This window comes from Paeniglutamicibacter sulfureus (assembly GCF_030512175.1).
GTDB lineage: Bacteria > Actinomycetota > Actinomycetes > Actinomycetales > Micrococcaceae > Paeniglutamicibacter > Paeniglutamicibacter sulfureus.
The window spans coordinates 2,946,912-2,961,013 of record NZ_JAULBL010000002.1; the positions used below are offsets into that span (position 1 = coordinate 2,946,912).

Annotated in this window: 11 protein-coding genes; 10 read left to right on the forward strand and 1 reads right to left on the reverse strand. The window is 70.2% G+C overall.

Going from position 1 to position 14,102, the window contains the following annotated elements; translation table 11 throughout:
- The first annotated feature begins 36 nt into the window (after positions 1–36).
- The 6 genes from Q2T94_RS20070 (at position 37) to Q2T94_RS20095 (ending at position 6,294) form a co-directional block, all read left to right on the forward strand.
- Complete coding sequence (locus tag Q2T94_RS20070; RefSeq protein ID WP_302266325.1) at positions 37–1,164, forward strand: ABC transporter substrate-binding protein; 1,128 nt, start codon at positions 37–39, stop codon at positions 1,162–1,164.
- Positions 1,161–1,883 (forward strand): ABC transporter ATP-binding protein, encoded by a 723-nt coding sequence (locus tag Q2T94_RS20075; RefSeq protein ID WP_302266326.1) that lies wholly within the window; start codon positions 1,161–1,163, stop codon positions 1,881–1,883. The genes Q2T94_RS20070 and Q2T94_RS20075 overlap by 4 nt, the downstream gene beginning before the upstream one ends.
- Positions 1,873–2,841 carry an ABC transporter permease gene (locus tag Q2T94_RS20080; protein WP_302266327.1) on the forward strand — a complete coding sequence of 323 codons (969 nt, stop codon included), beginning with the start codon at positions 1,873–1,875 and terminating at the stop codon, positions 2,839–2,841. Before Q2T94_RS20075 ends, Q2T94_RS20080 begins: the two co-directional genes overlap by 11 nt.
- 59 nt (positions 2,842–2,900) lie before the next feature.
- Positions 2,901–4,169, forward strand: a complete 1,269-nt coding sequence (gene cobA / locus Q2T94_RS20085) for a uroporphyrinogen-III C-methyltransferase (RefSeq protein WP_302266329.1) — start codon at positions 2,901–2,903, stop codon at positions 4,167–4,169.
- 67 nt (positions 4,170–4,236) lie between these two features.
- Entirely contained in the window at positions 4,237–5,739 is a 1,503-nt protein-coding gene (locus Q2T94_RS20090) for an FAD-dependent oxidoreductase (RefSeq protein WP_302266330.1), read from the forward strand.
- A 180-nt stretch (positions 5,740–5,919) separates the two neighbouring features.
- Positions 5,920–6,294 (forward strand): DUF898 family protein, encoded by a 375-nt coding sequence (locus Q2T94_RS20095; protein ID WP_302266332.1) that lies wholly within the window; start codon positions 5,920–5,922, stop codon positions 6,292–6,294.
- 52 nt (positions 6,295–6,346) lie between these two features.
- On the opposite strand, the gene Q2T94_RS20100 is transcribed toward Q2T94_RS20095, so the two are convergent.
- Positions 6,347–8,068 carry an HNH endonuclease signature motif containing protein gene (locus Q2T94_RS20100; protein ID WP_302266334.1) on the reverse strand — a complete coding sequence of 574 codons (1,722 nt, stop codon included), beginning with the start codon at positions 8,066–8,068 and terminating at the stop codon, positions 6,347–6,349.
- Positions 8,069–8,456: 388 nt separating this feature from the next.
- On the opposite strand from Q2T94_RS20100, the gene ileS reads away from it, so the two are divergent.
- Genes ileS through ndk form a run of 4 tightly spaced genes read left to right on the forward strand, consistent with a single transcriptional unit; the run spans position 8,457 to position 14,056 of the window.
- Positions 8,457–11,762, forward strand: coding sequence for an isoleucine--tRNA ligase (gene ileS, locus Q2T94_RS20105; RefSeq protein ID WP_302266335.1), 3,306 nt, complete (start codon positions 8,457–8,459; stop codon positions 11,760–11,762).
- A complete protein-coding gene (locus Q2T94_RS20110; protein WP_302266336.1) occupies positions 11,759–13,123 on the forward strand; it encodes a bifunctional folylpolyglutamate synthase/dihydrofolate synthase in 1,365 nt (454 codons plus the stop codon). Before ileS ends, Q2T94_RS20110 begins: the two co-directional genes overlap by 4 nt.
- A gap of 4 nt (positions 13,124–13,127) precedes the next feature.
- On the forward strand, positions 13,128–13,589 hold the full coding sequence (locus Q2T94_RS20115) for a DUF4233 domain-containing protein (RefSeq protein ID WP_264269070.1): 462 nt from the start codon (positions 13,128–13,130) through the stop codon (positions 13,587–13,589).
- A 50-nt stretch (positions 13,590–13,639) separates the two neighbouring features.
- Entirely contained in the window at positions 13,640–14,056 is a 417-nt protein-coding gene (gene ndk / locus Q2T94_RS20120) for a nucleoside-diphosphate kinase (RefSeq protein ID WP_264269069.1), read from the forward strand.
- Positions 14,057–14,102 lie beyond the last annotated feature (46 nt).

The window sequence follows — 14,102 nt, forward strand, 5'->3', positions numbered from 1 at the left end:
CCCCCACCCACACCCACAGAGAAGGACACCTCAGCCATGGAGAACATCCGGTACACCGCCGCCGGTCCGCACCGCGGGCCAGGACGGCGGGCGCTGCTCGCCGGCGGCACCGGGCTGCTGGGCCTGCTGGTGCTCGGGGCGGCGGCCACCACCACGGTGCCGCGGCCAGGGGCGGCCGGCAGCGTTCCCGCGGGGCCGGCCGGCGCCCTGCGGCTGGGGTTCTTCGCCAACCTGACGCACGCGCCGGCGCTGGTGGGCACCGCCATGGGGTTCTTCGCCGCCGAGCTCGAGGGATCCGGAACGCAGCTGGCCACCAGCGTGTTCGGGGCCGGTCCGGCGGCCGTCGAGGCGCTGAATGCCGGGGCCATCGACGCCGCCTACCTGGGGCCGAACCCCGCCATCGCCGCCTTCGCCGCCAGCGGCGGGCAGGGGGTGCGCGTGCTGGCCGGGGCCGCAGCCGGAGGCGCACAACTGGTGGTCCGCGCATCGCTGGCCAACGCCGCGGCGCTGCGCGGCACGACCCTGGCCACCCCGCAGCTGGGAGGCACCCAGGACGTCGCGCTGCGGACCTGGCTCGCCACCCAGGGACTGGAAACCGACCTGGCCGGCGGGGACGTGGGTATCACCCCGACGGCCAACGCCCAGACCCTCGAACTGTTCCGCGCCGGAAAGATCGACGGGGCGTGGCTGCCCGAACCCTGGGCCTCCCGGCTGGTGCTGGAGGCCGGGGCGAAGGTGCTCGTCGACGAGGCCGAACTGTGGGACGGTGCCGACACCGGGGCCCCCGGACTGTTCCCCACCACGGTGCTCGCGGTGTCCCCGGACTTCGCAACCCGCCACCCGGACACCGTCGACGCGTTGCTGCGCGGCCACCTGGCCGCCCTTGACTGGATCAACACCGCCAGGGAAACCGACGTGCTGGCCACCTTGAACGCCCGGATCGCCGAGACCGCCGGCGCCGCTTTGGCTCCCGCCGTGATCAAGCGCGCGCTGGGAAAACTCAGCTTCACCGCCGACCCGCTGGAAGGGGCCTACCCGCGCCTGCTGGGCAACGCTGTCGCAGCGGGCCTCGCCGAACCGGCGTCCCTGGACGGGCTCATCGACACCACCCCCCTGGCGCGGGCACGTGCCGCAACATCGACCGGGACGGAGGCGGGTGCATGAGCATCGTCATCGAGAACCTGTCCAAGGACTACGGCGCGGCCCCCGTGCTCTCCTCGATCACCACCACGATCGCCGACGGGGAGTTCGTGGCGATCCTCGGTGCCTCGGGGTGTGGGAAGTCCACGCTGCTGAACGTCATCGCCGGGCTTGAACCGCCCTCCGCCGGCTCCGTGAGCGTCCCGGCGGGAGGCGCGGCGTTCATGTTCCAGGACGCTGCCCTGCTGCCCTGGCTCACTGCCCGGGCCAACATCGAACTCGCCCTGGAGCTGCGCGGGGTGCCGCGCGCCGAGCGCCGGGAACGCGCGGGGGAGCTGCTGAGGCTGGTCCACCTGGGCGATGCCGGGGCCAAGCGCCCGCACGAGCTCTCCGGGGGCATGCGCCAGCGCGCCTCGCTGGCCCGCGCGCTGGGGCAGGACCGCCCGGTGCTGCTGATGGACGAACCGTTCGCCGCGCTCGATGCAATCACCCGGGACCTTTTGCACGAGGAACTTGAGCGGATCTGGCGCGCCCACCGGCGCACCGTGGTGTTCGTGACCCACAACGTGCGCGAGGCCGTGCGGCTGGGCCAGCGGGTCCTGCTGCTCTCCTCGCGGCCCGGACGGGTCGCCGCCGAGTGGGAGATCCCCGAGCACGTCCGCACCGATCCGGCCGAGCAGGCCGCCCTGACCCGCGACATCACGCAGAGGCTACGCGAGGAGATCCGCCACCATGCCCACTAGCATCACTTCCGCCACGGCCATCGCCCGCGAACGCGCCGCGGAACCGGCACCGCCCGAGGACATCGACGGTAGCGACGGCCCGGGCGGTAGCGACGGCCCGGGAGGCCCCGACAGCCTCGGCGAAATCGAGGCCGGCTTGGACAGGTTGCAGGACTCCGCCGCCACCTCGCGGCCCACCGTCGGCCGGATCCTGCTGCCCCTGGGCACCCTCGCCGGCCTGCTGGGCCTGTGGCAGCTGGCCGCTTGGTTCGGCTCCCCGCGCGCCGACCTCTTCCCCGGCCCGCTCGATGTGCTGGGCACCGCCGCGTCCCTGGCCGCCGACGGACGGCTGGTCGAGGCGGTGTTCACCTCGCTGCAGCGCGGGGTGCTCGGCTTCCTGCTGGCCCTGGCCATCGGGACGCCACTGGGGCTGCTGCTCTCGGCCTCCTCGACCTTGCGCCGCGGCCTGGGCCCGCTGGTCTCCGGCCTGCAGGTGCTGCCCAGTGTGGCCTGGGTGCCCGCCGCCATCATCTGGTTCGGGCTCACCGACGCCACTGTCTTCTTTGTGGTGCTGATGGGCGCCACGCCCTCGATCGTCAACGGGTTCCTCTCGGGCGTCGATACGGTCCCGCCGCAATACCGCCGGCTGGGCACCGTGCTGGGGGCCGGCCGCACCCAACAGCTGCTGCGGATCGTGCTGCCGGCTGCCCTGCCCGGCTACGTGGCGGGACTCAAGCAGGGCTGGGCGTTTTCCTGGCGTTCGCTGATGGCCGCCGAGATCATCGCCGTCGGCGGGTCCATCGGCTTCGGCCTGGGCTCGCTGCTGCAACAGGGTCGCGACCTGTCGCAGATGGCCGTGGTCGTCGCCGCGATCCTGGCGATCCTGGCCGTCGGCATCGCCGTCGAGCTGCTGGTCTTCGCCCCGCTGGAGCGCAGCCTGCTGCGCCGCCGGGGACTGGCCCCCGGAGCAGGACGATGAGCCACCCGCGGCCCCCGCGCCACACACCCACCACCTTCCACCACCGTCAGGAGTCGAGCATGTTCGAGCCAACCGCCCCTCGCGAGGCGCCCATCCATCCGCTGGCCCTGCGCCTTTCCGGCAAGGCAGTGCTCTGCGTCGGGGCCGGGGCGGTGTCCGAACGCCGGGTCAACCAGATGCTCGAGGCCGGGGCACAGGTCACCGTCATCGCCCCGGCGGCGGTTCCGGGGATCGAGGAGCTGGCCGACGCCGGTCGCCTCACCTGGCTGCGGCGCGGCTACGGGCCCGGGGACCTGGAGGGCATGTGGCTGGCCCACACCGCCACCGGGGACCGGGAGCTCGACGCGCGGGTTTCCGCCGACGCGGAAGGTCTGCGGATTTGGTGCGTCAACGCCTCGGACCACGCCGCCTCGAGCGCCTGGACCCCCGCCGTCGCCCGGACCGGGGAGGGGATCACCGTCGCGGTCACCGCCGGCGGAGACCCGCGCCGCGCCGCCGGGCTGCGCAACGCCATCGCGCTGGCGGCCGACACCGGGCTGCTGCCGCTGCGCCGGCGCCGCGCCGGCACCGGCTCCGTCGCCCTGGTCGGGGGAGGCCCCGGTGACCCGGGGCTGATCACCGTCACCGGGCGCCGGCTGCTGGCCGCCGCGGACGTGGTGGTCGCCGACCGGCTCGGTCCGCGCGACCTGCTGAAAGAGCTCGACCCTTCGGTGCGCATCATCGAGGTCGGCAAGGCCCCCGGGGACCACCTGGCCTCCCAGGACGAGATCAATGCGGTGCTGGTGCGCGAGGCGCGTGCCGGGAACCGGGTGGTCCGGCTCAAGGGAGGGGATCCGTTTGTGCTGGGCCGCGGCGGCGAGGAAGCGGCCCACTGCCGCGAAAACGGCATCGCCGTCGAGGTCGTGCCGGGGGTGACCAGTGCGGTCTCCGTCCCGGCCGCCGCCGGCATCCCCGTCACCCACCGCGGAGTGGCCGCCGGATTCTCGATGGCCACCGGGCACGACGAGCTCACCGAGCTGCCGGCCCGGCCGGACCACACCCTGGTCCTGCTGATGGGCGTGGCCCGGCTGGGGCGCAACACCGCCACGCTGCTGGGGCGCGGGCTGCGGCCCGACACCCCGGTCGCGGTCATCGAGCGCGGCTGGACCCCGGACCAGCGGGTCACCATCGACCGGCTCGACTCGATCGCCGCCACCGCCGAAGCCATCGGCGTGGCAAACCCCGCCGTGGTCGTCATCGGCGACGTGGTCCGGCTCAGCCCGCACGCCGCCGGCAGGCTGGCGCCGGCGGTTCCCGCACCCGGGCGGCAGCCGTTGCCCGTCGCCTGAGGATGCACCCGCACTTCAACCCCTTTCGCACCCACTTGGCAACCCCCTAGCAACCCCAGGAGAACCCATGACCGAGAAGAACACGCCGGCCGCCGCCGCGACACCGGACGCCTTCAGCTCACGCCCGCTGCGCGTCGCCATCATCGGGGCCGGCCCGGCAGGCGTCTATGCCGCCGACATCCTCACCAAGGCGGAGCGCGACTTCGAGGTCGCCATCGACCTCTTCGACCGCTACCCGGCGCCGTACGGGCTGATCCGCTACGGGGTCGCCCCGGACCACCCGCGCATCAAGGGCATCGTCAAGGCCCTGCACAAGGTGCTGGACCGCGGGGACATCCGCTTCTTCGGCAACGTCGACTACGGCACGGACCTGGACCTGGAGGAGCTGCGGGTGCATTACGACGCGGTCATCTTCGCCACCGGCGCCATCAACGACGCCGACCTGAACATCCCGGGCATCGAGCTACAGGGCTCTTACGGGGCTGCGGACTTCGTCTCCTGGTTCGACGGGCACCCCGACGTGCCGCGCACCTGGCCGCTGGAAGCCACCGAGATCGCCGTCATCGGCAACGGCAACGTGGCACTGGACGTCGCCCGGATGCTCTCCAAGCACGCGGAGGACCTTTTGGTCACCGAGATCCCGGAGAACGTGTACCGCGGCCTGGCCGAATCCCCGGTCACCGACGTGCACGTCTTCGGGCGCCGCGGCCCCGCCCAGGTCAAGTTCACCCCGCTGGAGCTGCGCGAGCTGAGCCACAGCCGCGACGTGGACATCGTGCTCTACCCCGAGGACTTCGAGTTCGATGCGGCCTCCGACGCACTGATCAAGTCCAACAACCAGGTCAAGACCATGGTCGGCACCCTCACCAACTGGCTCATCGAGCAGGAAGAGCGCGAGGAACGCGGCGAGGCCGGGGAGGCCGGGGAGGCCGGGGGGCGCGCCAGCCGCCGGCTGCACCTGCACTTCCTGCATTCCCCCGTGGAGATCGCCGGGGCGGACGGCAAGGTCGACGGCATCAGGTTCGAGCGCCAGGAGCTCGACGGGACCGGCCAGGCGCGGGGGACCGGCGAGCTCGTCGACTACCCGGTGCAGGCCGTCTACCGGGCCGTCGGCTACTTCGGCTCCGCGCTGCAGGACATCGAGTACGACGGACGCACCGGCACCATCCCCAACGACGGCGGCAAGGTCCTGGACGGCAGCGGCACCCAGGTGCCCGGGCTCTACGCGACCGGCTGGATCAAGCGCGGCCCGGTCGGGCTCATCGGCCACACCAAGGGCGACGCCGCCGAGACCATCGCCCACCTGCTGGCCGACCTCGCCGGATTGCCCGTGGCCGCGAACCCCGCCCCGGATGCCGTGACCGGCCTGCTGGATTCCAAGGGCGTCGAGTACACCAGCTGGGAAGGCTGGCTGGCACTGGATGCCCACGAGCAGGCGCTCGGCGCGGCCGCCGCCCCGGCGCCGACCCGCGAGGGGCCGGTGCCGCGCGAACGCGTCAAGGTCGTCGAGCGCGCTCAAATGGTCGCGGTCTCGCGCACGGCGGACGAAGCGGCCCGCTCCCGCGCCTGAGGCGGAGGAACCCCCGGTCGGCGGGCGTGCGGTGCCACACCCGCGCAACGCGGCCGGGGTGTTGCGTTCCCGGGTCGGGGCGGCCCCAAAACGTGGTGGTGCCCGGCTAGGCTACGAGGGACAAGCACGGCCGGGCGGCGCATGGCCGTCGGCCCGTTCACCACCAGGGGGAAAAACATCATGAGCATGCAGGTCAGCGGAAACAACCAGCCCGGAACGGGTGTCGCGGCACTGGGGAACTTCCCGCCCGGAACCCGGGTCTTTGTCTTCCGCGGGGGAGCGGCAACGTGGTTCGGCACGCAATTGCTGGGCATGGCCATCACCATCTTCACGTTGGGGATCTGCTACCCATTTGCGGTGGTGTTGGTGGAGCGCTGGCGGGCCAAGAACACCTTCCTGTTGGGCCGGCCGCTGCGGTTCGTTGGCACCGGGTGGGGAATCTTCGGGTTGTGGATCAAGTGGTTCCTGCTGATCCTCATCACCCTGGGCATCTATTCGTTCTGGGTGTACCCGCGACTGACCGTGTGGAAGATCGAAAACACCGTCTTGGACTAGCCTCAGGCACACCTTGCCCGCGGGCAGTCTGCCGCTCCGGACGGTGGGCGGCTCAGGCCGCTCGCTCGGCTTGGGCGGCGGGGTGGAAGATCCAATTGCGCCGCGGCAGCTGCAGCGGGTCCCGGGATTTGGGCAGGATCACGTGCGGGTGCCCGTTGATCATCTCGATCCGGAATTTACCGCTGTGGTACGCCTGGTGGCACATCGGGCAGAGCAAACAGCCTCGTGAGACATTGGTCAGCCCCCCTTGGTTCCATTCGTCGAGGTGGTGGGCCTCGCATCGGCCGATCCTCATGGTGCACCCAGGGTTGATGCATCCCTTGTCGCGCACGGCGATGGCCCGGCGCTGGGCGCGGTTGAAGTATCTTCGGCTGCGGCCGAGTTCCAGCGGAACCCCGTCACCGTTGAGGATGATCGGGGTGATCCCCGCGTTGCAGGCCAGGCGCCGGCAACTGGCCGCCGAGATGTCTTCGCCGCGGTCACTGACCCCCGCCGCCTCGAGCTGGCCCAGGAAGGTCTTCAGGTCGATGGTGACGTTCAGGGTGACGTTCGGTGCCAGCGGCATCTGCCCCTCCCCGACGCGCCCGTTCTCGGACCCGGGCTCGAGGGGGCTGGTGGCGATGCGCACCGAATCGAGGATGAGCTGGTGCAAGCGGCGGGCCCGCTGCCGGGTGAGCGCCTGTTCGACGGTTTCCCCGGGGCGCAATTCCATCCCCGGGTCCAGCTCCGGCGCCACACCGAGATCGGTGAATTCGGCAAGGGGACGTGCTTCCGGCGGAGTGCCGGGATCCACGGCCCAGTCGGGGATCGGCGGACCCGCCTCCTTTGCCGGCGCGGGAGCGGTGCCGGCCTTGGTCTTGGGGCTGTTGAGGATGTCCGCGGCGGTGGCCAGCAGTTCGTGGCCCTCGGCCGTGGTGATGACCTTGTACTCGTAGCCCTTGCGCGTATGGCCCAGGAAGTGCGCGCCGATGAACAGCTCCTCGATGTCTTCGCGACGGGCCGCGGCAACTTCGTCAAGGCGTTTGGCCTGGTCCTTGAGCAACTTCGCGGTGCCCTGGGCATTGCGGGTGCGGGCCGCTTCGGCCAGTTCCGCTTCCAGCCGCCGGGCGGTGGCCGCCCCGTCGCTGCCGGGTGCCAGGTCCGGGGCCAGGTGCTCGAACTTCTTGGCCAGCGTGGCCACGGCCTTGGGGTCGGCGGCGGCATCGGTAAGCACCCGGCCCAGCAAGGGGAACTTCGCGGGGACTTCCTTGCCGTTGAACCCGGTGTGCGGCAGCAGGTTTTCGGCGCTTTGCACTCGGTGCTGCGCCTGGAAGTGCGTGAGATTCAGCCGGGCCGCCAGGAAGTCGGCGTCGTCGCGGTACAGCGGCGTGCGCCCGGGCTTGGCGGGAACATCGCCCGGCAGTGCGGGGCCGGCGGCGAAGGCGGCGGGGTCCGCCAGCAATCCGTTGAGCGTTGCCAGCGGCTCCTCGCCGATGGTGTGCACCTGGGCATCCCCGGCGCAGGATGCGGCCAGCAGCTGGCCGTACCCTGCCTGCCGGTAGAGGTCCTCGGAGAGTTTCACGAAGGCGGCGGCCCGGACCGGGGACGCACCGATGCCCGACGCCGCCTGGTCCAGGGCCAGGCGCAGCACCGGAACCAGCACCGCGAGCACGCGCAACGCCTCGCCCCGGGCACCGGCGGCGGTCGCCGGGCCTTCCAGGGTGTCGGTCGGGCCCGGCAGCGCCGCCTTGACGGCGTCCAGGACCTCCGCAACGAGTGTTGGCGTGTTGGGCATGGTCCCAGCATGGACCCCGCCGGGGCACCGTGGGGCGCAATGCGCGGATCTGTGGATAACGGTGGCCGGCGACCGGAACCGGAGGGATTGAGCGCCGGGAGCCCGGGCGCGCTAGACTGGTGGCACTACGACGTCGACCCGGCAATCACCGGCGAGTCCTTGGAAGAACGGTGAACGCCCGGCATGCCGGGGAGACACCCGGTAGAACCAAGCGGGTAAGCCCGTCACAGCAGTCAACGAGCGGCCAGGAACGGTCCGGGAACACCCCGGGGCGAACCGGGCAAGCGGGGTGGTACCGCGAGGTGGAGTGACCAATTGCTCCGCCATCGTCCCTGTGTTGGAGAACGCCTAAGCGCACACGCGCCTTCGATCACCAGGACTGCCGCAGATGACCAGCTACCCCAAGGCCTCGACCGACCCGCATGGCACAACGCCATCCTCTCCCCGCTTCCCGGAGATCGAGGAACGGGTCCTTTCCTACTGGAAGAACGATGAGACCTTCCAGGCCTCCATCGACGCCCGCGATGCCGGTGTCGACGGGGCCAACGAGTTCGTCTTCTACGACGGCCCGCCCTTCGCCAACGGCCTGCCGCACTATGGGCACCTGCTCACCGGGTACGTCAAGGACCTGGTCGCCCGCTACCAGACGCAGCGCGGCTCGCGCGTGGAGCGCCGCTTCGGCTGGGACACCCACGGGCTGCCGGCCGAGCTCGAGGCCATGAAGCAGCTGGGCATGAGCGACAAGGCGCAGATCGAGGCCATGGGCATCGACAAGTTCAACGACGCCTGCCGCAGCTCGGTGATGAAGTACGCCGGCGAATGGCAGGACTACGTCACCCGCCAGGCACGCTGGGTCGACTTCGAGAACGACTACAAGACGCTGAACGTCGAGTACATGGAATCGGTCATCTGGGCCTTCAAGCAGCTGTCCGAGAAGGGCCTGACCTACAAGGGCTTCCGCGTGCTGCCGTATTGCTGGAAGGACGAGACCCCGCTGTCCAACCACGAGCTGCGCATGGACGACGACGTGTACAAGGACCGCCAGGACCAAACCGTCACCGTTTCCTTCCCGCTGCTCGCCGGCGACACGGAAATCTCCCGGGAGCTCGACGGAGTGCAGGCCCTGGCCTGGACCACCACCCCCTGGACGCTGCCGACCAACATGGCCCTGGCCGTGGGCCCCGACGTCGTCTACGTCGTGGTGCCCGCCGGCGAAAACGGCGTGAAGGCCTCGGACGCCAGCGGAAGCTTCCTGCTGGCCGAGGACCTGCTCGGCTCGTACGCCAAGGACCTGGGTTACGCGGACGCCGCCGCGGCCGCCGCCGCCATCACCGCCCGCCACTCCGGAAAGGACCTGGCCGGGATCAGGTACGCGCCGCTGTGGGACACGTTCGCCGACGCGGAGACCTGGGGCACGGCCAACGCCTGGCAGCTGCTGGTCGCCGACTACGTCACCACCACCGACGGCACCGGCATCGTCCACCAGGCCCCCGCCTACGGCGAGGAGGACCAGAAGATCTGCGAGTCCGCCGGCATCCCGGTGATCCTCTCCATCGACGAGGGCGCGAAGTTCCTGCCGGTGTTCAAGTCCGGCCCGCTGGCCGGCATCGTCGGCGTGCAGGTGTTCGAGGCCAACAAGGCCATCACCAACGTGCTCAAGGACGACGCGCGCCTGATAAAGCAGGCCTCCTACGTGCACTCCTACCCGCACTGCTGGCGCTGCCGCACCCCGCTGATCTACCGCGCCATCTCCTCCTGGTACGTCCAGGTCACCGCGGTGAAGGACCGGATGCTGGAGCTGAACCAGCAGATCAACTGGATCCCGGAGAACGTGAAGGACGGCCAGTTCGGCAAGTGGCTGGCCAACGCGCGGGACTGGTCGATCAGCCGCAACCGCTACTGGGGATCCCCGATCCCGGTGTGGGAATGCGACGGCGCCGAGTGCACCCACAGCGAGGTCCACGGCTCCCTGGAAGAGATCAAGGCGGCCTTCGGGCGCCTGCCGCTGAACAACGAGGGGCAGCCTGATTTGCACCGCCCGTTCATCGACGATCTGGTTCGCGAGCACGAGGGCTGCGCCGACAACGGCACGCTGCGCCGCGTGGAAGACGTGCTGGATGTGTGGTTCGACTCCGGGTCGATGCCCTACGCCCAGGCGCACTACCCGTTCGAGAACAAGGACTGGTTCGACACCCACCACCCGGCGGACTTCATCGTCGAGTACATCGGGCAGACCCGCGGCTGGTTCTACACCATGCACGTGCTCTCCACCGCGCTCTTTGACCGTCCCGCGTACAAGAACGTGATCAGCCACGGCATCGTGCTGGGCAGCGACGGGCAGAAGATGTCCAAGTCGCTGAAGAACTACCCGGACGTCAACGAGGTACTGGACCGCGACGGCTCCGACGCGATGCGCTGGTTCCTGATGGCCTCCCCGATCCTGCGCGGCGGCAACCTGGTCGTCACCGAACAGGGCATCCGCGAGGGCGTGCGCCAGGTCCTGCTGCCGATGTGGAACGTCTGGCACTTCTTCTCCCTGTACACCAACGCGGCCAACGGCGGCGCGGGCTACGAGGCGAAGATCGCCCACAGCTCCGAGGATCCGCTGGATGCGTACATGCTCGCTGCCACCGGCGACCTGGTCCGCGAGGTCACCAAGTCGCTGGATGCCTACGACATCTCCGAGGCCGCCGAGCAGATCCGTCGCTACATGGACACGCTGACCAACTGGTACGTGCGCCGGTCCCGCCAGCGCTTCTTCGACGAGGACACCCGGGCCTTTGACACCCTGTACACCGCACTGGAGACACTGACCCGCGTCGCGGCCCCGCTGCTGCCGCTGGCGGCCGAGGAAATCTGGCGCGGGCTCACCGGCGGCCGCTCGGTGCACCTGGCGCAGTGGCCCGATGCGGAGCTCTTCGTCCGCAACGATGATCTGGTCGCCGCGATGGAGACCACCCGCAAGATCGCCTCGGTCGGCTCCTCGCTGCGCAAGGCCGCGAACCTGCGCGTGCGCCTGCCGCTGGCGGGCATGAGCGTCGCGGTGCCGAACGTCGCCGCGCTCGAAGGCACCTTCGCCGGCATCATCAAGGACGAGCTGAACCTGCGCTCGCTCACGCTCATCGACGCCGCCGACGCCAACGCCGCCGAGTACGGCATCAGCCAGCGCCTGGTCGTCAACGCGCGCGCCGCGGGCCCGCGCCTGGGCAAGAACGTGCAGGTGGCCATCAAGGGCGCCAAGTCCGGGGACTGGTCGGTGGACGACGACGGAACCGTCACCGCCGGGGGACTGGGCCTGGAGGAACACGAGTACACGCTCGAAACCGTCGTGGAGGCCTCCGAAGGCGAAAACTCCATCGCCGCGGCCGTGCTGCCCGGCGGCGGCTTCCTGGTGCTCGACACGCAAGTCACCCCGGAACTCGCGGCGGAGGGAACGGCGCGGGACATGATCCGCGCCATCCAGTCCGCCCGCAAGGACGCCGACCTGCTGGTCGGGGACCGCATCCGCACCGAGATCACCGCCGACGCCGCCACCGTGGCGGCGCTGCACGCCAACGCCGAGCTCATCAAGGGCGAAACGCTCAGCCTCGGGCTCGTCCTGGTGACCGCATCCGACGGGGAAGCCCCCGTGGTCAGCGTCGAAACCGTGGCCGCGGCCGAAGCCGCCGAGAACGAAATGGGACCCAACACATGAGCAACACCTTTGACAGGTTCTCCGTGGAGAGCGTGTACGCCGAGCTTTTGGCGCGCGCCCCGGAAAACAAGATCGAGCCGCGCATGGAGCCCATGCGCCGGGCCATGGAGATCCTGGGGGAGCCGAACAAGGCCTTCCCGATCATCCACGTCACCGGCACCAACGGGAAGACCTCCACGGCGCGGATGATCGAGTCCCTGCTGCGCGCCCACGACCTGCGCACCGGGCGCTACTCCTCCCCGCACCTTAATTCGGTCACCGAGCGCATCGCGATCGACGGCGAATCGGTGGACGATGCGACCTTCGTGCGGATCTGGGACGAGATCCGCCCCTACCTGCAGATCGTCGACGACGAGCTCACCGCCAAGGGCGAAAACCGGCTGACGTACTTCGAGGCCGTCACCATCCTGGGCTTCGCGATCTTCGCCGACACCCCGGTGGATGTGGCGATCATCGAGGTGGGCCTGGGCGGCATCACCGACGCCACCAACGTGGGCGACGGGCAGGTCTCCGTGGTGACCCCGATCTCACTTGACCACACCGAGCTGCTGGGCGACACCGTCGAGCTGATCGCCACCGAGAAGGCGGGCATCATCAAGCCCGGCGGCTTCCTGGTCTCCTCCGCGCAACCGGCAGCCGCCGCCCAGGTGCTGTTGGAGAAGGCCCGCGAACTCGAAACGCCCTACCGCTTCGAGGGCGTGGAGTTCGGCGTCGAGAACCGCACGGTCGCCGTCGGCGGCCAGCAGCTGGACATCCAGGGCCTGGCCGGGCGCTACCCGGGCATCCTGCTGCCGCTGCACGGCGAGCACCAGGCGCAGAACGCCGCCGTCGCCCTGGCCGCGGTGGAGGCGTTCATCGGCGGCGGGGAAACCGCGCTGAACCACGATTTGGTGATGGAGGGCTTCGGGGCCGCCACCAGCCCCGGGCGCCTGGAAGTCATCCGCAAGGCCCCGACCGTGCTGCTGGACGCCGGGCACAACCCCGACGGCATCCGCGCCTCCGCGGCCGCGGTGAAGGAGTCCTTCGGCTTCACCAAGCTGGTGCTGGTCATCGGGATCCTGGCCGAGAAGGACGCACCGGCCATGCTCGCGCAGCTGCGCGAGTCCTATCTGGACCTCACCGAGGACATCTGCATCACCCAGTCCAATTCCCCGCGCGCCATCCCCGCCGGGGAACTGGCGGGAATGGCGCTGGAGGCCGGGTTCAACGAGGAGGACCTCTTCGTCACCGAGCGCCTGGACGACGCCCTGGAATGGGCGGTGGGACGCTCCGAGGCCGGCGAGGACTTCGGCGGCGGCGTGCTGGTGACCGGGTCCATCACCTTGGTGGGCGAGGCCCGCATGCTGCTGGGAGGGGAGTAGGAACATGGCGAAAATGACCAAGGCGCAACGTGAATGGCGCCCGGGACAGCCCAAGAAGCCCCGCTCAACCCGTGTGATGTTCGCCTCCACCGTGCTGACGCTCGAGGCGTTCCTGGCGATCTTCGTCGCACTCACACTCTTCGGGCTCAAGCGCGCTGAATGGTCACCGGCACTGGTGCTCGGTGCCGGTGCCGCGGTCGCGCTGGTGTGCCTGCTCACCTGCGCGCTGCTCAAGAAACCGCTGGGATTCGCCATCGGCTGGGCGCTGCAGCTGCTGTTCATCTTTACCGGGTTCCTGCTGACTTCGATGTTCTTCATCGGGGCCGCGTTCGCCCTGACCTGGTGGTACGCAGTCACCAAGGGCAGGGCCATGGACCTGGAGACGGCCCGCCGTGCCCGCGAGCAGGCCGCCTGGGATGCGGCGCACCCGCAGGAAGGTCCCGGCGCGGAGCCGGCCCAACCGTAGAATCAATACCGACGACAACTTGCACCACCACGACAAAAGGAGCCGCACCCATGGCCATTGAACGCACCCTGATCCTCATCAAGCCCGACGGCGTCAAGCGCCAGCTGACCGGCCAGATCCTTTCCCGCATCGAGGCCAAGGGCTACGTGATCGCCGAGCTCAAGCAGGTGGCCGCAACCCGCGAACTGCTCGAGGCACACTACGAGGAGCACGTGGGCAAGCCGTTCTACGAGCCGCTGGTCGAGTTCATGCTCTCCGGCCCCTTGGTGGCGGTCATCGCCGAGGGCCACAACGTGATCCCCGGCTTCCGCTCGCTGGCCGGCACCACCGACCCGACCACCGCCGCCCCGGGCACCATCCGCGGCGACCTGGGCCGCGACTGGGGCCTGAAGGTCCAGCAGAACCTGGTCCACGGCTCGGACTCGGTCGAATCGGCCACCCGCGAAATCGGCATCTGGTTCTCCTAACCTCCGGACCACCCCCCAAGCCGTACGAAAGAGGGCCCGTCGTTTC